We start from the raw sequence: 21,594 nt of genomic DNA, 5'->3' as shown, positions 1-21,594 counted from the left end.
ATATTGTGAACGCCTGCGATTTTCGTGGGCGTTTTTTTTTGTGCCATCCCTACTAGCGCCCAGTGGTCAGAATTTAACCACGGTGGAATGTAAATTACCTAAACCTTTAACGATTACGTGGTTTTCCCAACACGGGAAATAGCATGTAATCTCCGAATTGTTAGGTGGGACACACTGTATGGCAGTCACGCTTATGAAGACCCAGAAGAAGTTCGTGATGATAAGGAAATAGAGTGCGTTTACATTGAATTTGAATCTACAATAGAAAAAGGTAGATACGACAGTAGTCGTGGAGAATTTTTGTCTTTTTTAGATGCAATAAGCGAAGCCAAAAAAATGAGTAATCAAAAGATAGATTGGAAAAAGAAAAAATAGTAACTTCGCATTGTTCTTATACTGGTTACCATCAGTAGGATTTTGTGAAGTTCATTTAGCAAGTGAAGAGGGGTTAATAAGTCCGATATTAGTTCAAAAAACTGAAAGCATCACCTATTCATTCCGCTGATGAAACATCATGTTTTTATAATTCAAGATTAATTTTTAAAGCGGGACGCATACCATAAACTGCTATACTCTCTCCTTTGTTTTGTTCTATGGCCTTATGATACAGAATGGCTATTATCTTTTTTTATTTCCACAATATTAGATAAGCTAATTACGGAAAGTAGTATTATGTATCTCTTTTTGAATTAGATATATAATTGTACTGAAAAACAATCAATTCAATAGCAGATTATACCTTATGGATTAAAGAATCTTTTAAAATTTACACAGGGGCAAAAATCACCATAATAAAAAACTATTTGACAAATATATAATTTAAATATGACATAAGCCTGGGTATTGTGATATTCTATACCTGAAGAACAATCAATAAAATTAAGGGGGGATTTCAAATGCTATCAGGGATTTTGAGTGTTATTGTAATGATTGCTATTTATGGAGTTGTTTTTATAGATTATAGGCAACAGTTCGCATTGAATACTAGAGATGTAAAATATATGTTAAATAGAAAAAGAGTATTTAAGTTGAATAAGCACACTGTCTAAGAGGTGAAGACTGTGAATATGGCTAAAATTTTTAGATGTACTTAAGCTAATGTGTTTAAATAAACACCATTAGCTTTTTATTTTTATGTATATCACTTAATTAAGGAGCATTTTCTGAAGAGAAGCTCCGAGAATAATGAAACTAATGATTTTACGATGTTCGATTGATGTCATAGCATCGGCTAATTATTGTAATAATAAGTTCCCCGCTCCCTGGTTTTAGGGTTACGCATTTGTAGGATAGCACTAAACCGCTGGCGCGGTGGACCCTATCATTGCTATTGTGGATGCAGTTAAAACTTATCACACGCAGGTATTCACCCTTGATAAGATAAATGTTGAGTATCAATTAATGACTGCCACGGAGGGTGGTCATAGTCTTTCTAAGGAAAAGTGTGTATGGTTTCTTTTAAAAGCAATAAGGGATGGTCAGCTCCATCTGGTGGGCCAGCAAGAAGTCGTATTGTTTTGCCTTTGAAGCATGAATTTAATACGGTCGTTGATGCTAACACGGGTGAGACACTCTCTGGTTTTGAGTATCGATAAGACTTAATATTTAAGGAATAAGTTTGTTCTAATTATTCTTATACTGTATATTGCATTTGTGCAAACCCGTTAACTATAACAACCTTCATTTGATTCAAATGGAGGTTGTTATAGTTAATAGCTAATATTGTATTTATTTTTGCGGTTATCAAAGAGTGCTATAATTTTTTTCAAACTTATCAATCAAGGGATAAAATATGGCAGTAGTCATCATGCTCAGATAAGCCGTGACAAAACCAAAACTAAGCATGGGTAGTAAAAAACTTAAATTATAAGCGATTAAGTGAGTAGCCAGAAATACTCCCAAACCGCTCCAAAATCCTTGACAGAAAGGACAACTAAGGAGCTTTCTAAAGAAATACCCTTTTGTTTTAAGGTGATTTCTTAAACTTTTAAACAGTACAAAATCAAATAGAAAGAATCGAATGCTTAATGTTAATAGTATTTGAAATAGCATTACGCTTCACCTTCATTATTCACGCATCGATCTAAAAGGATTTTAAACTGAGCAGCAGTCAGTGATACTTTTCCGCCAAAATCATCCTTGATGATTACACTGTCAGTATCAAATTCTACAGTTGGACAACAGCTATTTTGACAAAGTGTCAGCTTTATTAAACCATTCATGGAGTTCAACCCCTTTCCTTTTTTTTGCATATCCCTATTTATTCTATAAACAGAGACGATAACTTGTTACAATTGTCCATCAGCTAATTTAAGTGCCGTTACTTTTCAGAGCATTGTCAAACCTTCTAAAGATCATACAATTCAGACGAGTCGATGCTACATTAGCTTTAGACTTATATATTTTCAGGATTGACTGGTTCGCTAAACTCCCATTTATAGAATGTAAAAAACTCAAGTCCGATAGGGCTTGAGTTTATTGTATTATTCCAAAACACCTGTAACAATTGACCATAAGAAGAATTCCTTTGAAAAAGATTAATGATTTCTTTGGATAACCAATCCGGCAATAACCAGAATCATCCCTACTTGAGAAAGAAAAGATAATTTTTCTTTCAGCAGAAACAATCGAGATACTGTTCGACCAATTGACAAGTCTTGTTTGATTGCATAATAAATCACACTCCTTGCTAAATATTGTTGACAAATTAGCGAGGAGAGTGATTTCATTATTTAAAAGTATACTAACGGGGGTGAGACTTAGGCTGACGCATCAGTAGGATAATTGGAATTTAATGGAACGGTTATAGTGAGAGGAAACTTGGTATTGTAATAATAAAATTAAAGAGAAACCCCTTCGGAGCAGACCAGTGATACTAACGCGAATGTTCATGAGTTATATTCATATAAATGTGATTATTGTTGCCTTTTGTCAGATGATTCTTAAGGAGAGTGTGTAATGAGTATTATAGATATTCAGCTTGCTGAAAAGAAACATGAACAGGCCATTTTTGAATGTATAAGTATGGCTTATAGCATGTACATTGAAAGAATGGGTAAAAAGCCTGCTCCTATGCTTTCGGATTATTCTAAACTTATCGAGAAGAATGTTGTTTATATAGCAACAAATTCGGAAGAATTTATGGGCCTTATTGTTTTTTTTCCAAAACGAAATTGCCTACTAATCGAAAATGTAGCAGTTCACCCAGATTTCCAGGGAAGAGGAATTGGACGTAAATTAATTGAGTTTGCTTTAAATTTCGCAAAAAAAGCGAGTTTACAAGAAGTCCATCTTTATACTAACGAGTTGATGACTGAAAATATTAGGTACTATCTTGGGTTCGGGTTTGTCGAAGTGGAACGCCAATTAGAAGACGGTTACAGACGAGTGTATTTTGTAAAACCTTTATAACTCAAGTATTCTTCAGGGCATGGAGGTAAAGTAGGGGATAATTAGTAGAAACTTATCGACGATATTGGTAGACTGTTCATGTGGTCAGAGCTAATTCGCATTCTTCTTATATTGTGACGTATTCGATATTATGTATCTATTTTTGGGGAGGTAATTTGATGATAGTTGTTACTACTGAAAACATTATTGGTTACAAAGTAAACGAAGTAAAGGGTCAAGCTTTTGGATTAATCGTAAGAAGTAGGGGCCTTGGCGGAAATATTATGGCAGGCCTAAGAAGTCTCGTTGGCGGAGAAATCCACGAATATACATCTATGCTTGAAGATGCTCGTAAACAAGCAATCGACCGTCTCGTTATGAATGCAACAGCTATGGGTGCTAATGCGATAGTTATGATGAGATTCGATTCCAGTGAAATCGGTCAGAACATGAGCGAGGTCTTGGCATACGGTACTGCTGTAGTAATTGAGGAAGATTAAAGTTATGGTAAAAATCGCTAGTTTCTATATTCTTGTTCAGATATGTATAGTTGCTTTCGCTGTACTAACTTTTGTAATTTGGGACAAGCGGTATCAACAAAACCATGGAATAGATGTTCCAGCAGAGTTCGAAAAAACTGAGGAGATAACGATAGACCCTAGTGATGGAAGAAGATTAAGGGTTTATTACAATAGCAAAACTGGTGAAAGGTTTTATTGCGAAGAAAAAAAGTAACTAAGTTGCTTCGCTATCTTCTTATTTTTTCGCATTCGTAACGAACTCCGTGTTTCTAAAAGCAACTTCAGGCTGCTTTTAGAAACACGGAGTTCGTTTGTCTCTTTAATGCAACATGCTACAATTAAAGCATAAATTCGAAAAGGAGAGACAAAAATGAAAACAGGCGAAAAGATAAGCCAAAGAGTCTCTATTTTTCAAGTTTATGAAATCCTTCAGGGAAAGTAATTGGCATAATTTTGTTACTTAAAGTACCGAAAGAATAGCCCTTATCTTTTAAGTGTGAAATTATTATAGGTAAGGCATTAGCCGAAGAAGATTTATCGGGTAAATCATGTATAAGAAGTATTATTTTATTCTTAGTTCCAATTTGTTTATCAACATTGCTCACTAATTGTTTAATAGAAAATTTCCCGTCAGTATCTTTAGAGTCTAAATTCCAATCAAACGCCATATAGTCGTTAGCATCTAAAAGATTATAATAAGCAATATCGAAACACGAAGTTCCACCAGGTGCTCGGATTATTCTAGGATGTATTCCAATCACTTTAAAGATTAAATCATCGTTTTTTTGAATATCTGCTAGGAAAGTGTCTGGACTTTTATAGATAGAGTTATAATCGTGAGAATAAGTATGATTGCCAATGGAATGACCCTGTTCATATTCGGCTTTTAATAACGAAGGGTATTTCTCAATTTGTTTCCCTACATCAAAAAATGTAGCCTTAAGATTTTCCTTTTTCAGTATTTCTAAAAGATGAGGGGTATTTTGAGGGTAAGGTCCATCATCAATTGTAATATAAACTATTTTAGTTGGTTCAGAATCAAAGACTCTAGCTTTCATTGCAAGACCAGGGGCTGTTGGCGGATTACCCTTTTCATCATAAGTTGGTCGGATGACTGTTTTTGAAGAATCAACGGTTGGTTTAGATGGTTGACTTTGAGCTAAAGGAGAAGAAGGCAATGAAACAGCAGCTGAAGTTAGTTTACGCTGTGCTATGATTAAGGTTATGCCTATTGTTAAAATCATTATAAGCAAAATTATTCCTATTGAATAAGTTGGTATATCTTCACGACCTTTTGCCCTATGTACAACCATTTCTCTTTTATCCCCCAATAATCATGCTCATTCTCTTTTATCCTACTCTATTTTCGAAGAAAAACAATAGCATATTAATATTAATGTTGAGGGAACTGAGTAGAAAGCAGTAATCTATGAACTTCCTAAATCTCAATGTTTTTAAGTTCTGATAATTATTTTCTGAAGCTTATATTTATGAAAGGAATCATAAGGAAATTATCGAATTCTTGAAGAGTATAAACAACAGAAAGATCAAGGGATTGCTTGCGGATCTCAAATAGGATCGAAGCACGAAGGAGTTTACAAAATGATTAAGGTATATAGTGATTATGTTGCGTGTGACACTCACGAGGAAGCCATCGAAGCTCAGGCGATTATAATCAATGCAATGCGTCATATCCCTAAGATTTGCAATGATCGGGATATGTTTCTGCTCGAACACGAACTTGGCGAGCACAAAATGCTGGAATTGCTAAATCAAAGAGGTTTAACATGCAAGTAGTACTAAACACTCGCATTGAGCATATCTTCGGGTCAAGCACGATGCATAATCGGAAAAGGAGAAATGGCACAGGTTAATATTAGGAGAAGAAAAATGGGGAGGCTTGTAATTTGAGTCAGCCAAATAAATTGGTAGTGGTTTGGACTAACGCAGACAGGGAAGTTGCTATTCGTATGGCATTCATGTATACGCTAAATTCAAAACTTAAGGAATGGTGGAATGAAGTATCTCTGATCGTTTGGGGGCCTTCGGCTAAACTTCTAGCGGAAGATATGACGTTGCAGGAATATATCGAAACAATGAAAGGTGCAGGAGTGGAACTATTAGCCTGCAAAGCCTGTGCAGATAGTTACGGAGTTTCTGAAGTGTTGGCGAATATGGGAATCTCCGTAATATATACGGGTAAAGTACTTACCGATTTTTTGAAAGACGAAAACGTAAGAGTAATAACTGTCTGACAACCTTTAAATTTCAGGGCGGAAGAGTCAAATCGCCAGAATGTAGAGAGGATATATCAGATGGAGCACATTCAAACAAGGGTATCGGTAATGCTGGATTTGATACATAGTTAAGGGAATTTAGAAAAGATTAAAGGCCGGTCGGGCGTTTGGAGCGCCTGGACCGGCCTTTATACAATTAATTACCATATTATGACAAACCTTTTGCTTTATCTGTAACCCTATCTTCGGTTACAATAATGTAGATCATAATATGAAGTGGATATAACCCTCAAAAAGAGGTAGAAAGGATAAGTATGACTGCACAAGAAAAATATATTATTGACGCGATTCTGGTTGAAGTAGGGCTAGAACCTTTATACTCCGCAGCCGATGATTAAGCGCGAAAACTAAACCATCATCAGTGCGCTAGAAGCGAATTCTCATGTAGAGGGTATTCGCTTCTTTTATTTTCTCGCATAGTCCAATTTGCTGACAAACTAGGAATAATTGGGGCCATTTACTGTCGGGACAGGAATGCCAAACTTCATAAGTGAGTAGTATTATTTAGACCTTATATTCTAGGTAGGTGATCTTGTCATGAACGAAAAAGTTTATAAATTCTTATTGCTTAGCATTTTTTTATTGAGCTTAGGTATAGGGTTACACTTTTTCTTCCGAACTCCTTTAATAGAACCTTCTCCAGGAAAAATAATGGATAGCTATAGAAGTGTTCCTGTTTATTATAACAACCTAGATCATACCAACGAAAAAAGGGAAACCTTCAGCTACGATGGATACTATTACGGACTCAAATGGCAGTGCGTAGAATATGTAAAGCGATTTTATTATGTCGCAAAACAGCATAGAATGCCTAACGGATTTGGTGATGCTAAAGATTTTTTTGACCCATCCGTGCCTCAAGGGGGCTTAAATCAGCAAAGAGGCTTAGTACAGTATAAAAACGAAGGAACAGAAAAACCGAAGCCAGATGATATCTTAGTATTCACAAATCCACCGTATGGACACGTGGCAATCGTGACCAAAGTAACACCAGACACAGTTGAAGTAATCCAACAGAATAGAAAGAATTCTCGACAAGTATTTGCGCTTATTGTAAAAAACCATCATTACTTTATCGGCACAAGTTCGAAGCCTGTTGGTTGGCTCAGGAAACAATGATGACCTGAGGATTTAAATAAATGGGTGGGCGAAAGAAAGACATGATAATGAGGATACTATGCCTGTGAGGATAATGGAACCCTAGTGAAGGGGATAGATTCATTGACAAAGGATACTGCTTACTTTAGAGGCTTGCCAGTCTTACACCCATATCAAAGGCTTTCTGACGATCGATTGGGAATTGTTCAGCTTTTACTTGGGACTTGTGTTTTTCGTCGAACATAGATGCTTCATACTTAGAGTAATCTTCAAACTGGTAGGTATCAGTGGAAATCATAAATTCAGAGGTTCCCTTTAGTCTTTGCAGCAAATTTTTGTTTTGCTCAAATAAGGCTTCGTAGTTGACTTTTTGGATAAACTCCTCAGGAACGTTCATCGTGTAGATGAAACCTGAGGATAGCTTACCTTGGAAAATGGAGGGATGACCTTCATTATAGGAAAGATTTGAGAATAGCAAACGTTCTAAAAAGGAACGCATTAAACCGGTAATATTGCCAAAATAGATGGGCGAACCCAGCAGGAGAACATCAGATTCCAAAATTTTATCAAGGACACTTGTCAGGTCATCCTTCATAGCACAGTGTCCAGCATGCTTAGAATTCTTCCTCTTGCAGGCAAAGCAGCTGATACAACCTTTGAAATTCAAGTCATATAAATGTATAACTTCCGTTTGCGCTCCCACAGATTTAGCTCCATCAAGCGCTTCTTGCAATAGGGTATCGGTATTCCAATTTTTTCTCGGGCTCCCATTGATAGCAATTACTTTCATAGAAATATCATTCTCCTAATAATTATTTTTAAATTTAATTTAAAGGACAATAACATTATACTAGTAAGGAACAAATATACAAATACGTACATATAGGTGGCAAAAGGTCTTTTATCCGCCAGGCAGATGGAACTCGCCATTTCATCTTGACAAACGAGCACTCTTCAGAGTGCTCGTTTATGCTATAATTATGACGAAGTTAATCGAAAGAGGGAGACAAGCAACGTCATCGCTTCTGCTCGTAATCAGAAGGCCAAGTGTGCGTTGTAAAATTAGGGAGAGAGATGTGTTATGGCAAAAAGAGAAGAGACGAAGGTAATTCTGGCATACATAGCGGTTTGTATCCTATGGGGGTCAACATATCTGGCGATTCGAATTGGAGTAAGTGACTTCCCGCCAATATTATTTGCCGGGATAAGGTTCCTGATTGCAGGGTCTTTGGTGTTGTCATACGCTTATTATAAAGGGTACAAGTTCCCCGGAAATTTCACAGATGTACGGAGACAGGCAATCGTTGGTTTGTTTTTACTGTTGGGTGGCAACGGGCTTGTAGTTTGGGCGGAACAATGGGTTTTTTCTGGTGTCACGGCACTTCTTTTTGCGATTGTCCCACTGTTCAATGCGATTCTAGAACGATTCCTGCCTAATGGTCCAAGGATTGGCTTGAAGGGGTGGCTTGGTTTACTTTTGGGGTTCTTCGGGGTTGCTCTTTTGTTATTGACGGGTTCTGAAACTAAAGCAATGGATGTTTCAGGCGGACTATTACTATTGCTGGCGGCGTTTTCGTGGTCACTGGGCTCCGTCTATTCGAAGACATTTAAGCCATCCGGAACAATGGTGGCCAATATTGGTGTACAAATGTTTGCTGGAGGAATTGGATTGACACTAGTTGGGGTCTTGATGGGGGAGGCTGGTCATATTCATCTGACCAGTAAAGGTCTTGGTGCACTGGTTTATTTAATCCTTTTTGGATCGATCCTTGGTTACAGTTCCTATATCTATATCTTACAAAAATGGTCGGCATCAAAAGCCGGTACCTATGCTTACGTGAATCCTGTTGTCGGAGTGATCTTAGGCGCCGTGATTCTAGGCGAGCCAGTCTCGCCGAAAGTGTTCATTTCTGCGATCGTTATTTTAGGCGGGGTTTTATTAGTCCAGTTGTCGAAACCTTCAATCAAGATGATTGCCTAGGTTTATTACCCAAGCGTTTGCGATATAATTCTCAACAAGTTCCCGGGAAGTGTACTTTATTCTTTATTATCACAACGGACGGTTTGGAAATTGTGGAGCCATAGGGCTATTCACTCGAGGAAACGTCAACAACTACATTACTTATCTTCGTTTACTAGATGAAAGAAACAGCATGTCATTCGGAAAAATGACATGCTGTTTCTTTTCAACGATCATGAGTAGTTTTGAAGGGCTCGCAAAAGTTGTAAAAATCAACTTTGGAGGTCGCAGGTTCTAGGGGTAAGGGTTTAAGGTTTTAGCATAATATTCGTCCATCAAGTCCCATATAGAAGTTCTTTACTCGCAATATATTGTCTAACAACTCAATAGTGTTACAAATCAGTGAGCAGTTCCTTGGCGTAGGCGAGGTAGTAGTGACGGCCGTTAGCACTTGTTTCCAGGTGGCCGAGGCTTATGAGGCCTTGCGCTTTGTATTGTTTTGCCTCTTTATTGGTACTATCTGCGGCGATAAGGATATCTGCAAGCTCAATAGCCCATTGAGCGTCTTTGTTGTCTAGGGCTTGGCTGATGGCAGAAAGGACAGACTCTGTGCCACCCATAAGAGCGATGGTTTTTTCAGCACGGTTTCGAATTGGCAGTGGATTGAGGTTGGTTGGATTACCATCAAACCAACCTACATAGCCGGCATATATGCCACGAACAGACCAGGCAACAGTGCCATAAAATTCGCCCAGATAGGGAAGGCTGGCCCACTTTTCAGGCAGCTTGACGGCTTCTGTCACCTCATCCATGGTCAGGCCCTGATTCAAGCCTTTAAGGGTTTCTGTGAAAACATAATCAATAGCATCACGAAAATTGGTTAAGGTTTCTGCAACAGCGGTTTCACCGATGATGGGGTGGGTATGACCTGGGAGGAGATAATTAGCCTGATAAGCAATCAGTTTGTCCAAGGTGTCTACCCAGGTGCTGATATCTCGATACTGACCGCCTCGGATGGCATATAGATTGGGCCAGCAACCATAGTAATTATCACCACAGCAAAGTGCCTTTTGCGCTGGCAGCCAGATGAGTAGCTGATCTTCAGCTTCGCCTGGAGCAGCAGCAATCTCTAGAGTGATGCCATCAATATCGCGTGCGATTTTTGCCTCACTATAAACAGTGGTTGGTGGCACAAAAGTCCTTTGACCCTCGCCTTGAACTATGCCTTCACGAATGCCGATGCCTTGGGAAATGGCTTCTTCGTTGCTGAGCTCGTAGCCAAATTGTCTGACGCCACGCTGATTGAGCACGTCCTCCAGGGCATTCATTCGCCCGAGGACTGGCTTGCAAGGAGCAAAGGCAATGATTTCCGGCTCACTGTCCATAAAAACACCAGCGCCACCACGGTGATCTGGGTGGCCATGGGTGTAGATGATGGTCTTGACTGGCTTGTCGGTATGCCTGGCGATAATGGCCTTGAGGGCTTCGCCGCGATAGTCGGTATCAAGGGTATCGATCAGTATGACCGAAGTTTCCCCAATGATAAAGCTCGCATTGCTGTGGCCATAGCCCATAACATGATATATGACGCCGGGAATGATTTCTGTCACTTGACGTGGATATGCCGTTGCTGAAAATTCTTTTAGTAATTGTTCTGCATCTGGTCGTATCATTGATAGCACCTCTCATTTGATCTAAATAGGATTTTTTAAGTGTAGCATATAATTCGAGTCGCTGTAATGCTTTTGTGGAATTGAAATCTTCTGGTGCGAGTCATTTTTTCACTGGTGTGATTTCATGACTGATCTTTCCCGGATCCATTGACAGATTTATTACGGGTCAAGTATACTAAATACAGAACAAGCGTTCTCGTGCAGGGGGTGGTCCGTGGGATCTCTACCTGCCCAGAGATCCATGAATTCCTTCTCTACCAAAGCAGTCGGCAGGAGCCGGCTGCTTTTTGTTCTGCGAACGTTGGTTCATAAGTATCGAACATAGGGAAAGGAGGTGAACGAGATGGCTGTCATTTCTAGTGCCAAAGACACCGTGATGGTGGTAACCTTCCAAACGGGTTTAACTCCGGAAGGCTCTCCAAAGCTTAGTCAGCGCAGCTTTGCAAATGTAAAGTCTGACGCCCTCGACCAAGATTTGTATGATGTGGCCAATGCCCTATATAGACTTCAAGATTATCCACTCATCGGAGTACGTCGCGACAACCGTTTTGACCTCGCAGAGTAATCAAGAGAAAGAGAAAAGTTGTGGGTTAGTCAAACCTTTCTGAAGGCTAGTCGACCTTCACTCGAAAACAAAAAACTAAAGGGTCAAGAAGCAAGGAGAGGTAATCGAACATCGAACGGATGAACGTCTCCATTTGTGGAGGGCCGTAGGGAAAGGAGGAAAAACCATGCCTACTATTAGTAAAAAAGTCTTACGCATGACGTTTAACAATGCCCTTGGAAATGCAGTAAGCTTCACACTGCCAGAACCTAAAGTGGATCTGACAACGGTTCAGATCGAAGCCGTGATGGATCAGATGATCGCCAAGAATATCTTCTTGACATCCGGTGGTGCACTCATCGCGGAAGGATTTGAGGCAGGGTTTTACAGAAAGGACGGATGAGATGAAGTTCACGATTGCGATGGGTAAGAGCAGAAAAGAGAAACAGTGGAAGAATATTGAGCTGAGTTGGACCAAGTTTATGGATAAGGTGAAAACAACCCACCGGACGAGCGAAACGGTGGCTGAGTATAGAACGTTCATGAAAGGAAAGCAAGACGAGATTAAGGATGTTGGGGGATTTGTTGGAGGAAAGTTAAGGAAGGGCAAACGCCGACGCGGGTCAGTGGAGTATCGCAGTATGCTCACGCTAGATATGGACTACGCGCAGGTGGATGCTTGGGATTTTATCACCCTATTTTGCGATTACACCTGTTGTCTCTATTCCACGCATAAACACCTACCTGAGGCACCCAGACTTAGACTCATCATTCCGTTAGTCAGAGGCGTGTCCGAGGACGAATATCAAGCGATCGCTCGCAAAGTGGCTGAGGATATTGGAATTGAGCAGTTTGATGACACCACCTATGAAGCCTCTCGGCTGATGTACTGGCCGAGTACCTCGTCGGATGGTGAGTATATCTTCCAAAGCCAAGCAGGACCCTTGCTGAATCCGGATGAGGTCCTGGCCAGCTACCAATCTTGGCAGGACACCTCGGAATGGCCGATTTCCTCAAGGCAGCAGAGGATCATTCAAACAACTCGGGATAAGCAAGTCGATCCCACCCGTAAAGAAGGTCTCGTCGGCAGTTTTTGCAGAGCCTACAACATCCGTGATGCGATCGAGACGTTTCTAGCGGATGTTTACACCCCTTGTTCACTGTCCAATCGCTACAGCTATAGCCCGGCGGACAGTACAGCAGGAGTGGTAATTTATGACGATCTCTATGCCTATTCCCATCATGCCACGGATCCAGCCTGTGGCAGGTTGTTTAACGCCTTTGATATCGTGCGCCTGCAAAAGTTTGGTGAGCTCGACCAAGATGTCGAGGAACGTAAAGCAATGAGTCAACGTCCATCCTATCTGGCCATGCAAGAATTAGTCGTACAGGATGTCCGAGTCAAACGCCAACTTGCTGAAGAACGCTTGGCAGCATCGGCGCGGAAATTTCCATTGGGAGCACCGGGAGCATCGGAAGCAACGGCGGCCATAGATTCTCCGACGTCGCCCACCTCCTGGACCAGCTCTGCAGCGACTGCTTCATCATCGTCTGATCGTCGTTGGGCTGAAGGACTCACCTATAGAAAAGACGGCACCCTGGCCGCCACGATTGATAACATTCGGCTGATTTTGGAAAACGACCCCCTGCTCCGGAAGGCTGTGGGGTATAACGAGTTTGCCCATCACAATGAACTCTTAAGGGATTTAGCGTGGCGTGGTCTAGATCGAGGCGTGTGCTGGACGGATACAGATGACGCCTCGATCCGACATTATTTAGAGCATATCTATGGCCTAAGCCATGTCGGCAAAACAATGGACGCTTTAGCTGTGGTGATGGAGCAGAACCGTTATCATCCAGTTAAAGACTATTTAAGAAATCTCCAGTGGGACGGTGTTGAGCGCCTGGATCGGTTGCTTATCGACTATTTTGGCGCAGAGGATACCCCCTATACCAGAGCGGTGATCAGGAAAACTCTTGCGGCAGCAGTGGCAAGAGTCTATGACCCGGGCTGTAAATTTGACTATATGCTCCTCTTAGTGGGAGATCAGGGACTAGGCAAGAGCTATCTCTTGAACAGACTCGGCAGTAAATGGTACTCAGATAGTTTAACGACCGTCGTGGGGAAGGAGGCCTTTGAGCAACTGCAGGGAGCATGGATCGTGGAAATGGCCGAGCTTTCAGCGGCTAAGAAGGCGGACATTGAGGCGTTAAAGCACTTTATCTCTAAGCAAGAGGACATTTTCCGGGAGGCCTACGGGCGGCGGACAGTGGCCTTTCCTCGCCAGTGTGTTTTCGTTGGTACTACGAACGACAAGGAGTGTTTGCGCGATCGAACCGGGAACCGACGGTTTTGGCCCGTGAACGTGGGCCGGGGCCAACAAAGTCTATGGCAGGATTTGAACGTGGATCAGATCTGGGCTGAAGCTGTGCAGGCGTATAAATCTGGAGAGGAACTATACCTCAAGGACACGCTGGCGGAGTTAGCTAAGACCGTCCAGGCGGAGCATACCGAGGAAAGCGACAAAGCGGGTATCGTGTATGAGTATCTGGGAACCCTGCTGCCGAAGAATTGGGAGAGCTTGGACCTCAGTGGCAGGCGGATGTTTTTGGCGAGTGATTTTAATGGGGATAAGGGTACGCGTAAGCGCAGCAGGGTCTGTGCCATGGAGGTTTGGTGTGAGTGCTTTGGCGGAGATCCTAAACAGCTATCCAACACTCAGTCACGTGAAATTCGGGGCATTCTAGATAAGGCCGAGGGTTGGGAGCGAAATGAGGTGGCGATTCGCTTCGAAATTTATGGACGGCAACGTTCCTATAGGAGAGTAGTGGATTCCTAGGCGATGCCCTCCTCTCAGACTAGGCAGAAGGAAAAACTTATCTTGACGATCCACGGAACATGTAGCAGCACTCTGTTCCCGTCTGTTCCTTCCTGTTCCTACTTGTTCCACTTTGTTCCCAGGTGTGTTACCAAAGAAAACCCAGATATACCAAGGGTTCCAGGGAATGAGGAACAGAAGGAACAGAGTTTATCCTATTAAAGTTAACAAACTGAAGAGAAAGGTATAGCGCGAGCATATACGTGTATACGCGTAAGGAATATAGAGAAAGTCTGTTCATCTGTTTTCTGTTACCGATGTGAAATAAAGGAACGTTGGGGGATGAGGGTATGAGTGAGAAGGAAGTAACCTATGCTGGGCAAAAAACGAGAGAAGCTCGTCTGAAAGCCACCATTGGGAGCCAAAAGGAATTGGCAGAAAAGGCGGGGATTGCAGCTAGCATTATCAGTGACTTGGAGCGGGGAAAACGCCCGATGAGCCCGACTTGGGCTAGACGGATTGTGGGGGTTGTTGGGGTAGGCTGGGCGGATTTAATGGATTGATTAAAAGACTAGCAGACTAGGCAATGACCTTCTTATAACTGAGTCCTATTATGAGTAGAAGAGGAGGACGGAAATGGATAAACCTACGATTGTATGGAAGGGGTCGCCGAACTTTAGTAGCTCAAAAGGCTACAGAACCCTTGCTATTGTTAACCATATCATGAGCGGAACCTTAACAGGGACCGATGCTTGGTTTACCAATCCAGAAAGTAAGGTTAGTTCCCATTTTGGAGTCGGAGAAAATGGGGCTATTCATCAATATGTTGAACTCGAAAATGTAGCATGGGCCAATTTTTTTGGACAGTACCCGTGAACGCAGCACGTCAAGACAGTAGTTCTCCTGTAAAGAAAACACAGTTAGAGCATTGAGAAATGCGGGATTTATTCTTTGTAATATGTTTTCCAACCAATTGAGGTTACGTGCGTCGTATGCCTAGCCCGAGGGCATTATTTTGTATGTGGGTCGCAGAATTTTGATTTAAACAAAGTATTTACAATTTCGTATTAATACGAAGCGATGTATAGTATAATACGATTTGCTATATTTGTATTTTTTTTTATTAAATTTATTAAATTCTAGTATATTATGGGGGTCATTATGTTAGGAAACATTTATAAGAAAGAATATAATCCCGATTCTATCGCAATAAAATTCAAAGGAAATAGTATCACCTATGAACAGCTTGATAAAACAGTTAGTCAGTATTCAAGTCTATTATTGAAACTGGGAGTGAAGGGTGAAGAAAGAGTACTACTGAGTTGCCCGAACTCACCTGAATTTATCTTTTCCTATTTGGGCGTGGTAAAAAATGGAGCAATTATTGTTCCGGTGAATCTACAGCTTACCATGGATGAAATTACATATTTGGTTAACGATTCCGGAGCTAGCTTTATGATTATGCACCCTACAATTCTTCAAACAATAAAGCATAGCAAAGAATCGCTCCAAGAGCTTTTGAATATTAAGATTATTGTTCTGAATCAGGAGTTTCAGAGAACTATTTCTGAAATCTCGGTTGAAGTAGTTGAGGATTTTACAGATGAGAATGCCGTATCCACGTTTTTATATACCTCCGGTACTACAGGAAAACCAAAGGCCGCAATGCTTACCCATAAAAATCTAGTTACAAATGCTGAACAGTCACGGATTGCGTTTGGTGGAACAGTAAATGATAACTATTTTTGCGTGCTTCCGATGTTCCATGTTTTTGGATTTACTGTCTGTGTTCTTAACCCTTTATGGAGCGGTGCAACAGTTACGATATTAGAGAAGTTTCATCCAAAAGAAGTCATAGAATCTTTATTAAATGATGAAGTTACTGTTTTTGCGGGAGTTCCAACTATGTATGTATTATTGTTAGAGGCCTGCAAGAATACCGTTACTTTCCCTAAACTTCGCTTAGCAATTTCCGGGGGAGCAGCACTGCCTGTAGAAGTACTAAGACAGGCCAAAGATATTCTGAAGCTCCCAGTTGTTGAGGGATACGGTTTGACAGAAGCGTCCCCTGTAGTAAGCTTTAATCCTTTGGATGGAATACAGAAGGCAGGCTCTATAGGTCTGCCTCTTAGTGGTGTTGAATGCAAGATTGTTGATGATAGCGATATGGAACTACCGGCTGGTGATGTCGGTGAACTGATAACCCTCGGTGACAATGTAATGTTAGGATACTTCAAAAAGGAGAAAGAAACAGAAGAGGCATTGAAGAATGGTTGGCTGTATACCGGGGATCTTGCGAAGAAAGATGAAGATGGATATATTTATATTGTAGACAGGAAAAAAGATTTGATCATTGCTGGTGGCTTGAATGTATATCCTAGGGAAGTTGAGGAAGTTATATATCAATATTCGAAGGTGAAAGAGGCCGCGGTCGTCGGAATTACGGACAAATTGCGTGGCGAGTCTGTGAAAGCATTTATTGTTCTTAAAGATAATGAAGAATGCACTTCGAAGGAAGTACTTGGGTATTTGAAAGAACATCTTGCCGGTTATAAAATACCTCGAAAAATTGAATTTGTATCTGAGCTTCCCAAAAACAGCTCGGGTAAAATCTTGAAAAGAATGCTGAAAATGTAGTGATTAGTAAAGATAAAATATGTTCCCTCAAACTGATAGTTCGGGGGAATTTTTTCTTATAGGGCCGTACTTTTACTCAGGACTAAACGAATACACAAAAAGTTAGAGGATTTGCATCCGTTTATTAAAAATGTTCTTGAATCTAATGGTTTCTTAGGCGATAACGACCCCCTTGTTTTTTGGGGGTCTAACCTTTGCGCAAAATCCTCGTTTACGCGTTTCAGTATCACCACCTTGCCCAAACACACGTTGAGACGGTAGTTCTCCTGCAAAGAAAACACACCACTAAATAGTGGATGATAATAAAGTTCTTAAAATTTGGATGTTTGGTCAGGTTAACTCTAAAGAATTCTCGAAGTGAGTTTGTCCAGGTTCTAAGCTTGTGCTATTGAAGGCAAAATCAGATGGAATGACGGTTTTGCATAACAAGTGATCGTGCGTAAATTTTCTCGTTTTACAGGCCTGCGGATTGCATTACGCATTTCGAGTACCTTTCCTTTGGGCTCTGACCATACTTCTAAACAATTGTTGTAGCCCAGAGCCGCTGATTAAATAGCTGCATTCGGTCATCTTACTAACACTCCACGAATGAAATTTACTCACCGAAGTATACTTGCTTCAATTGTTCTTACTCTACAAAATAAATTTCACCAACATTACATTCTTCAGTGGTTCAAGGCCACTTTGGTCTTGAGATTGTTATCAATAAACCAAGTATGATCGAGGTTAACGTGGTTTCCCTGATAAAACCGCTTATTGACGGAATTGTAAGCGCACTTCAGATAAAAATATGATTAACACCATGAATTCCCATTCGGGATTCACTTCGCTTACGTATAAGAAGGAACAAAATGTACTTGAAGGTACTTATTACAATGATAGAAATAGACATACATTTTGGACTTTAAGGTTCATTAAAGGGTAAATTAATTTAACGGAAATGAAGAAATGAAACGGAGAAAATAATCGTAGAGTCTTCGATTTCCTTTACATTAGTACCTTTGCGTTTATACAAAACACATGAAAATACGCAACCATTTATATCCGTAAAGGTACATAAGTAATTATACACATATTCGTAAATTAAGTTGATGTTTGCGAATACTCTTACTATAATTGTGGTATTAAGAAATTATAGGGAGTGTTCGTTATAACAAATAGAATTTATGGCTATTGCAGGGTGAGCGATAAAGACCAAAATGAATCAAGACAGATTAAAGCAGTCACTGAAGCTGGTGTTGACGAAAGGTTTATATTGTTAGATAAGCAAAGTGGTAAAGATTTTAACAGACCTCAGTATCAGATTCTAAAAAATGCATTACGGGAAGGCGATTTGCTTATTATTAAGTCGATCGATCGTTTAGGTAGGAATTATAGAGAAATAATTAAGGAATGGCAGTATATAACCCAAGATATTAAAGCGGATATCAAAGTGCTAGATATGTCCATGCTTGATACAACTTTACACAAGGATTTACTCGGTACATTTATTTCTGATCTCATATTACAGGTGCTGGCTTATGTTGCAGAGCAGGAACGGGCGAACATTAGGACCAGACAGGCAGAGGGTATTTTAGTTGCCAAATTACAAGGTAAGCATTTAGGTAGACCAAAAGCTACATTTCCAGAAGGATTTAATGAGGTATATGTAAGATGGAAAAAAGAACAGATCACGGCGAAAAAAGCAATGCAGGAACTGAATCTGAAAACAACTACATTTTATAAGTTGGTTAACCAACACGAAGCTCAGAAGGGTAATTAAACCCTTCTCTTTCTTTATAAGGGGTTCAGTTTTGAAGTGGAAAATCAGAAATCGCACCAAAATTCGCAGGTCTTTAGCAGATTTCTGACATGGCAATTCGCAGGATTTTAGCAAGCAATGTATCGCTAAAATCCTGGCTATTTTCATATAAAAAAGTAGAGCCGACCATTATAAGAATTTTGTTGAGTTGAACCATCAAGAGTTTATTATTTAAGCAAAAATAAATAATGCGCAGAGTTCCTCCAAAATTATCTCTGACGAATATCCACGTACATCTCTTTGAAATGAATAGGAATCTCTGCTTAAAGCCATTATCAACATATCTGCCCTAAAAACGCTATTGAAATGAATATGCTCAGTCTCATTTATCTCGTCAAACAGTTCCACTAAAAGTTGATGCAATTCGTTGAACAGTGGACTCTGCATTCTTGACCTGAGTGGATTGGTTGACGATGAATCCTCCACTCCTGTAAGCAATTGAGCTTTTCTTTCTCTAAAACGGATAAATAGGCTGAGAAGTCCTTTTAATCGTTGGTTTGGCAAATCAGAATGGTGTTGCTCCAAGAAAGTTTCAATATCATTAAACAGTTGATCAACATTTTCTTTTATTAAATCAAGACATAATTCCCCTTTATTTCTGAACCGGCGATAAAGAGTCCCCGGACCGACATGTGCTTCGCTAGCAATTTGATTCATACTAACTTGTTCAACACCATTTTGCTCAAATAACTTAACAGCCGCGCTCAATATTCGCTGGCGATTCTCAGCAGCATCACGGCGTTCAGAACGATTTTGGGTTGTTTCAGAACCACTCATGATATCATCACATCCTAAATTTTTTATAAACCCAGTTGACAAGTGGAGAGCTCTCCTGATATTCTATGTGGAGAACACTCCACTTATGTTATCATAAAGTAAAGGAGTTGTAAAACACATGCAAAATCTGCAAAATGGTAATATCGAATCTATATTGAGAACTATAAAAAGGGGTGTCGTAAATTGAAAATCAAATGGTTAGGCCAATCATGTTTTCTGATAACTACCAAAAATGGCACAAAAATACTCACTGACCCGTTCAAAAATATGTTGGGTTATAAGTTACCTGAAATTGAAGCGAATATCGTATCCACCAGTCACAATCACAGCGATCATAATAATATTAATGCAGTCAAAGGCAGCTTCACCCATTTCAACGAACTGGGGACTTTTGAGGTAAATGGTATTGCTATAAAAGGGGTAGCCACATTTCATGATAAGGAATTGGGGAGCAAGAGAGGAAAAAACACGGTATATAACTTTAATATTGATGGAATTAATGTTTGCCACTGCGGCGATCTGGGACATGTGCTAACAGATACTCATATTAACGAAATAGGAACTGTAGACATACTCCTGCTTCCCGTTGGTGGACGCGCCACCATTGATGCATTGGATGCTGTTCAAGTCATGAAGCAGCTGAATCCGGCAATTGTGATCCCGATGCATTACCGTACAAAGGCGTTCGGGCTGCTTGGCTTTTTATTTGAAAAGGTTGATAAATTCATCGCCGCTTCGGGGTTAAAGTCCAAAAAGTGTAAGGAGCTGGACATTGATAAAGCTAATATAAAAGAATACAAAGAAGATAAAGAGATTATTGTCCTTCAATATGATTGAGATCAGACAGCTTTGAACATGAGGAGAGTTATATCCATGCCAATTTGGAAAAGAAATCTATTCGTTTGTTGGTTCGGAATGTTTGTAGCAGCTATCGGAATGAGTCAGATAGCCCCTGTATTGCCGCTTTATATTCAGCATTTGGGGGTTCATAGTCCATCTTCCATTGCCCAACTTTCCGGCATTGCTTTTGGTGTTACCTATTTAATTTCAGCTATTTTCTCACCAATTTGGGGTCATTTTGCCGACAAAGTTGGGCGAAAGCCAATGATTTTGCGGGCAAGCCTTGGTATGGCATTGGTTATAGGTTGCATGGGGTTTGCGCCGAATGTATATGTACTGATCGGGTTAAGATTATTGGAGGGTGTTATCACAGGTTTTAGCACTGCTTGTACTGCATTGATTGCAACTCAGACTGGCAAGGAACACGCCGGGTATGCTTTAGGCACACTTTCAACAGGAAGTATTGCTGGTTCTTTGCTAGGTCCTATTATTGGCGGTTTTATCGAAGAGAACCTTGGTTTTCAACCTGTATTTTTCATAACAGGGGCATTGCTGCTGATTGCATTTATTTTGACCGCTTTATTTGTAAAAGAATCTTTTGTCCGTCAGGATAAAAAGGTAAATAGTATCAAGAAGATATGGGAAGATGTTCCTGAAAAGAGTTTGACTATTATTCTGCTTGCAACCTTTTTTATTTTAACTCTAGGGTTGTATTCTATAGAACCCATTGTAACTGTTTACGTCACCCAATTAACCAAAGGTACTGCTCATGTCGCACTGTTGGCCGGATTAGCGTTCTCAGCTTCTGGGCTGGCAAGCATAATTTCAGCTCCAAGGCTTGGCAGACTTTCTGATAAAATAGGTGCGCATAAAGTTATTTTAATTGCACTCATTGTTGCCGGAATCATTTATATACCACAAGCCTTTGTGAAGAATCCATGGCAATTGATAGGGCTGCGCTTTTTATTGGGATTAGCGATAGCTGGGTTGAACCCTTCTGTTAATACCCTTGTTAAGAAAATTACACCGGATGCTCTAACCGGCAGAGTTTTTGGCTTTATCATGTCGGCAGGGTATCTGGGTGTATTTGGAGGTTCTGTATTAGGTGGGCAAGTGGCAGCCTATCTAGGCATTAAATTTGTCTTTTTTATTACGTAATTGTCAAAAATTCTGCACATACCAATAGACATTAGGAATTGAGATAATCACCTCAAGACTATTTGAGGGAGGAATTATC

The 21,594-nt window shown here is 40.3% G+C and carries 24 protein-coding genes; 18 read left to right on the top strand and 6 right to left on the bottom strand.

The annotated features are described in order from the left end of the window. Positions 1–117: 117 nt before the first annotated feature. Together E4K68_RS17440 and E4K68_RS20475 are read left to right on the top strand one after the other, a co-directional pair. Complete coding sequence (locus E4K68_RS17440) at positions 118–375, top strand: hypothetical protein (protein WP_135380199.1); 258 nt, start codon at positions 118–120, stop codon at positions 373–375. 1,073 nt (positions 376–1,448) lie between these two features. Next, positions 1,449–1,595, top strand: coding sequence for a hypothetical protein (locus E4K68_RS20475; protein WP_158291458.1), 147 nt, complete (start codon positions 1,449–1,451; stop codon positions 1,593–1,595). 148 nt (positions 1,596–1,743) lie between these two features. Here E4K68_RS20475 and E4K68_RS21200 read toward each other — a convergent pair whose 3' ends face one another. Further along, positions 1,744–2,052 (bottom strand): DUF1360 domain-containing protein, encoded by a 309-nt coding sequence (locus E4K68_RS21200; protein ID WP_135380198.1) that lies wholly within the window; start codon positions 2,050–2,052, stop codon positions 1,744–1,746. Further along, on the bottom strand, positions 2,052–2,222 hold the full coding sequence (locus E4K68_RS20470; protein ID WP_158291457.1) for a hypothetical protein: 171 nt from the start codon (positions 2,220–2,222) through the stop codon (positions 2,052–2,054). Before E4K68_RS20470 ends, E4K68_RS21200 begins: the two co-directional genes overlap by 1 nt. 736 nt (positions 2,223–2,958) lie before the next feature. Here E4K68_RS20470 and E4K68_RS17430 point away from each other — a divergent pair. The 3 genes from E4K68_RS17430 to E4K68_RS17420 all read left to right on the top strand — a co-directional run bounded on the left by E4K68_RS17430 (position 2,959) and on the right by E4K68_RS17420 (position 4,125). Next, positions 2,959–3,411: a GNAT family N-acetyltransferase gene (locus E4K68_RS17430; protein WP_135380197.1), complete on the top strand. Its 453-nt coding sequence runs from the start codon at positions 2,959–2,961 to the stop codon at positions 3,409–3,411. A gap of 158 nt (positions 3,412–3,569) precedes the next feature. Then, positions 3,570–3,890 (top strand): YbjQ family protein, encoded by a 321-nt coding sequence (locus tag E4K68_RS17425; RefSeq protein ID WP_135380196.1) that lies wholly within the window; start codon positions 3,570–3,572, stop codon positions 3,888–3,890. Between the two features lie 4 nt (positions 3,891–3,894). After that, on the top strand, positions 3,895–4,125 hold the full coding sequence (locus E4K68_RS17420; protein ID WP_135380195.1) for a hypothetical protein: 231 nt from the start codon (positions 3,895–3,897) through the stop codon (positions 4,123–4,125). 190 nt (positions 4,126–4,315) lie between these two features. Here E4K68_RS17420 and E4K68_RS17415 read toward each other — a convergent pair whose 3' ends face one another. Then, on the bottom strand, positions 4,316–5,242 hold the full coding sequence (locus E4K68_RS17415; protein ID WP_135380194.1) for a polysaccharide deacetylase family protein: 927 nt from the start codon (positions 5,240–5,242) through the stop codon (positions 4,316–4,318). Between the two features lie 271 nt (positions 5,243–5,513). On the opposite strand from E4K68_RS17415, the gene E4K68_RS17410 reads away from it, so the two are divergent. The 3 genes from E4K68_RS17410 (at position 5,514) to E4K68_RS17400 (ending at position 7,327) form a co-directional block, all read left to right on the top strand. Continuing rightward, positions 5,514–5,708 (top strand): hypothetical protein, encoded by a 195-nt coding sequence (locus tag E4K68_RS17410; RefSeq protein ID WP_135380193.1) that lies wholly within the window; start codon positions 5,514–5,516, stop codon positions 5,706–5,708. A gap of 110 nt (positions 5,709–5,818) precedes the next feature. Beyond that, the gene (locus tag E4K68_RS17405; protein WP_135380192.1) at positions 5,819–6,166 is read left to right on the top strand and encodes a DsrE family protein; all 348 of its coding nucleotides are present in this window, start codon (positions 5,819–5,821) and stop codon (positions 6,164–6,166) included. Positions 6,167–6,745: 579 nt separating this feature from the next. Further along, the gene (locus tag E4K68_RS17400) at positions 6,746–7,327 is read left to right on the top strand and encodes a CHAP domain-containing protein (RefSeq protein ID WP_135380191.1); all 582 of its coding nucleotides are present in this window, start codon (positions 6,746–6,748) and stop codon (positions 7,325–7,327) included. Positions 7,328–7,451: 124 nt separating this feature from the next. On the opposite strand, the gene E4K68_RS17395 is transcribed toward E4K68_RS17400, so the two are convergent. Then, positions 7,452–8,096 (bottom strand): flavodoxin family protein, encoded by a 645-nt coding sequence (locus E4K68_RS17395; protein WP_135380190.1) that lies wholly within the window; start codon positions 8,094–8,096, stop codon positions 7,452–7,454. Between the two features lie 291 nt (positions 8,097–8,387). Between E4K68_RS17395 and E4K68_RS17390 the strand changes: the two genes are divergently transcribed. Further along, positions 8,388–9,287, top strand: coding sequence for an EamA family transporter (locus E4K68_RS17390; protein ID WP_135380189.1), 900 nt, complete (start codon positions 8,388–8,390; stop codon positions 9,285–9,287). A gap of 371 nt (positions 9,288–9,658) precedes the next feature. Here E4K68_RS17390 and E4K68_RS17385 read toward each other — a convergent pair whose 3' ends face one another. Next, positions 9,659–10,939 carry an alkyl/aryl-sulfatase gene (locus tag E4K68_RS17385; protein WP_135380188.1) on the bottom strand — a complete coding sequence of 427 codons (1,281 nt, stop codon included), beginning with the start codon at positions 10,937–10,939 and terminating at the stop codon, positions 9,659–9,661. 343 nt (positions 10,940–11,282) lie between these two features. On the opposite strand from E4K68_RS17385, the gene E4K68_RS17380 reads away from it, so the two are divergent. The 7 genes from E4K68_RS17380 to E4K68_RS17350 all read left to right on the top strand — a co-directional run bounded on the left by E4K68_RS17380 (position 11,283) and on the right by E4K68_RS17350 (position 18,701). Further along, positions 11,283–11,504, top strand: a complete 222-nt coding sequence (locus tag E4K68_RS17380; RefSeq protein ID WP_135380187.1) for a DUF1659 domain-containing protein — start codon at positions 11,283–11,285, stop codon at positions 11,502–11,504. Between the two features lie 166 nt (positions 11,505–11,670). Then, entirely contained in the window at positions 11,671–11,886 is a 216-nt protein-coding gene (locus tag E4K68_RS17375) for a DUF2922 domain-containing protein (RefSeq protein ID WP_135380186.1), read from the top strand. A gap of 1 nt (position 11,887) precedes the next feature. Further along, entirely contained in the window at positions 11,888–14,323 is a 2,436-nt protein-coding gene (locus E4K68_RS17370; protein ID WP_135380185.1) for a virulence-associated E family protein, read from the top strand. A gap of 329 nt (positions 14,324–14,652) precedes the next feature. Next, positions 14,653–14,865: a helix-turn-helix transcriptional regulator gene (locus E4K68_RS17365; RefSeq protein WP_135380184.1), complete on the top strand. Its 213-nt coding sequence runs from the start codon at positions 14,653–14,655 to the stop codon at positions 14,863–14,865. Positions 14,866–14,938: 73 nt separating this feature from the next. Continuing rightward, positions 14,939–15,178 (top strand): N-acetylmuramoyl-L-alanine amidase, encoded by a 240-nt coding sequence (locus E4K68_RS17360; RefSeq protein ID WP_135380183.1) that lies wholly within the window; start codon positions 14,939–14,941, stop codon positions 15,176–15,178. A gap of 285 nt (positions 15,179–15,463) precedes the next feature. Then, entirely contained in the window at positions 15,464–16,939 is a 1,476-nt protein-coding gene (locus E4K68_RS17355) for a long-chain fatty acid--CoA ligase (protein ID WP_135380182.1), read from the top strand. A 1,150-nt stretch (positions 16,940–18,089) separates the two neighbouring features. Then, on the top strand, positions 18,090–18,701 hold the full coding sequence (locus E4K68_RS17350) for a recombinase family protein (protein WP_135380247.1): 612 nt from the start codon (positions 18,090–18,092) through the stop codon (positions 18,699–18,701). A 210-nt stretch (positions 18,702–18,911) separates the two neighbouring features. Here E4K68_RS17350 and E4K68_RS17345 read toward each other — a convergent pair whose 3' ends face one another. Next, positions 18,912–19,559: a TetR/AcrR family transcriptional regulator gene (locus tag E4K68_RS17345; protein ID WP_243450426.1), complete on the bottom strand. Its 648-nt coding sequence runs from the start codon at positions 19,557–19,559 to the stop codon at positions 18,912–18,914. Positions 19,560–19,700: 141 nt separating this feature from the next. Here E4K68_RS17345 and E4K68_RS17340 point away from each other — a divergent pair, with 141 nt between their 5' ends. Both E4K68_RS17340 and E4K68_RS17335 read left to right on the top strand, forming a co-directional pair. After that, entirely contained in the window at positions 19,701–20,354 is a 654-nt protein-coding gene (locus tag E4K68_RS17340) for an MBL fold metallo-hydrolase (RefSeq protein ID WP_135380181.1), read from the top strand. Between the two features lie 36 nt (positions 20,355–20,390). Continuing rightward, a complete protein-coding gene (locus tag E4K68_RS17335) occupies positions 20,391–21,515 on the top strand; it encodes a multidrug efflux MFS transporter (RefSeq protein ID WP_243450425.1) in 1,125 nt (374 codons plus the stop codon). Positions 21,516–21,594 lie beyond the last annotated feature (79 nt).

This window comes from Desulfosporosinus sp. Sb-LF (assembly GCF_004766055.1).
Lineage (GTDB): Bacteria > Bacillota > Desulfitobacteriia > Desulfitobacteriales > Desulfitobacteriaceae > Desulfosporosinus.
The sequence above is the reverse complement of the archived record's forward strand: the minus strand, read 5'-3'. Positions and strand labels throughout refer to the sequence as shown.

Bases quoted from the DNA above. Each gene is read 5' to 3' on its own strand.
- E4K68_RS20475 (WP_158291458.1), top strand. From the start codon at position 1,449: ATGGTTTCTTTTAAAAGCAATAAGGGATGGTCAGCTCCATCTGGTGGG.
- E4K68_RS21200 (WP_135380198.1), bottom strand. From the start codon at position 2,052: ATGCTATTTCAAATACTATTAACATTAAGCATTCGATTCTTTCTATTT.
- E4K68_RS20470 (WP_158291457.1), bottom strand. From the start codon at position 2,222: ATGAATGGTTTAATAAAGCTGACACTTTGTCAAAATAGCTGTTGTCCA.
- E4K68_RS17430 (WP_135380197.1), top strand. From the start codon at position 2,959: ATGAGTATTATAGATATTCAGCTTGCTGAAAAGAAACATGAACAGGCC.
- E4K68_RS17425 (WP_135380196.1), top strand. From the start codon at position 3,570: ATGATAGTTGTTACTACTGAAAACATTATTGGTTACAAAGTAAACGAA.
- E4K68_RS17420 (WP_135380195.1), top strand. From the start codon at position 3,895: ATGGTAAAAATCGCTAGTTTCTATATTCTTGTTCAGATATGTATAGTT.
- E4K68_RS17410 (WP_135380193.1), top strand. From the start codon at position 5,514: ATGATTAAGGTATATAGTGATTATGTTGCGTGTGACACTCACGAGGAA.
- E4K68_RS17400 (WP_135380191.1), top strand. From the start codon at position 6,746: ATGAACGAAAAAGTTTATAAATTCTTATTGCTTAGCATTTTTTTATTG.
- E4K68_RS17395 (WP_135380190.1), bottom strand. From the start codon at position 8,096: ATGAAAGTAATTGCTATCAATGGGAGCCCGAGAAAAAATTGGAATACC.
- E4K68_RS17390 (WP_135380189.1), top strand. From the start codon at position 8,388: ATGGCAAAAAGAGAAGAGACGAAGGTAATTCTGGCATACATAGCGGTT.
- E4K68_RS17385 (WP_135380188.1), bottom strand. From the start codon at position 10,939: ATGATACGACCAGATGCAGAACAATTACTAAAAGAATTTTCAGCAACG.
- E4K68_RS17380 (WP_135380187.1), top strand. From the start codon at position 11,283: ATGGCTGTCATTTCTAGTGCCAAAGACACCGTGATGGTGGTAACCTTC.
- E4K68_RS17375 (WP_135380186.1), top strand. From the start codon at position 11,671: ATGCCTACTATTAGTAAAAAAGTCTTACGCATGACGTTTAACAATGCC.
- E4K68_RS17370 (WP_135380185.1), top strand. From the start codon at position 11,888: ATGAAGTTCACGATTGCGATGGGTAAGAGCAGAAAAGAGAAACAGTGG.
- E4K68_RS17365 (WP_135380184.1), top strand. From the start codon at position 14,653: ATGAGTGAGAAGGAAGTAACCTATGCTGGGCAAAAAACGAGAGAAGCT.
- E4K68_RS17360 (WP_135380183.1), top strand. From the start codon at position 14,939: ATGGATAAACCTACGATTGTATGGAAGGGGTCGCCGAACTTTAGTAGC.
- E4K68_RS17355 (WP_135380182.1), top strand. From the start codon at position 15,464: ATGTTAGGAAACATTTATAAGAAAGAATATAATCCCGATTCTATCGCA.
- E4K68_RS17335 (WP_243450425.1), top strand. From the start codon at position 20,391: ATGCCAATTTGGAAAAGAAATCTATTCGTTTGTTGGTTCGGAATGTTT.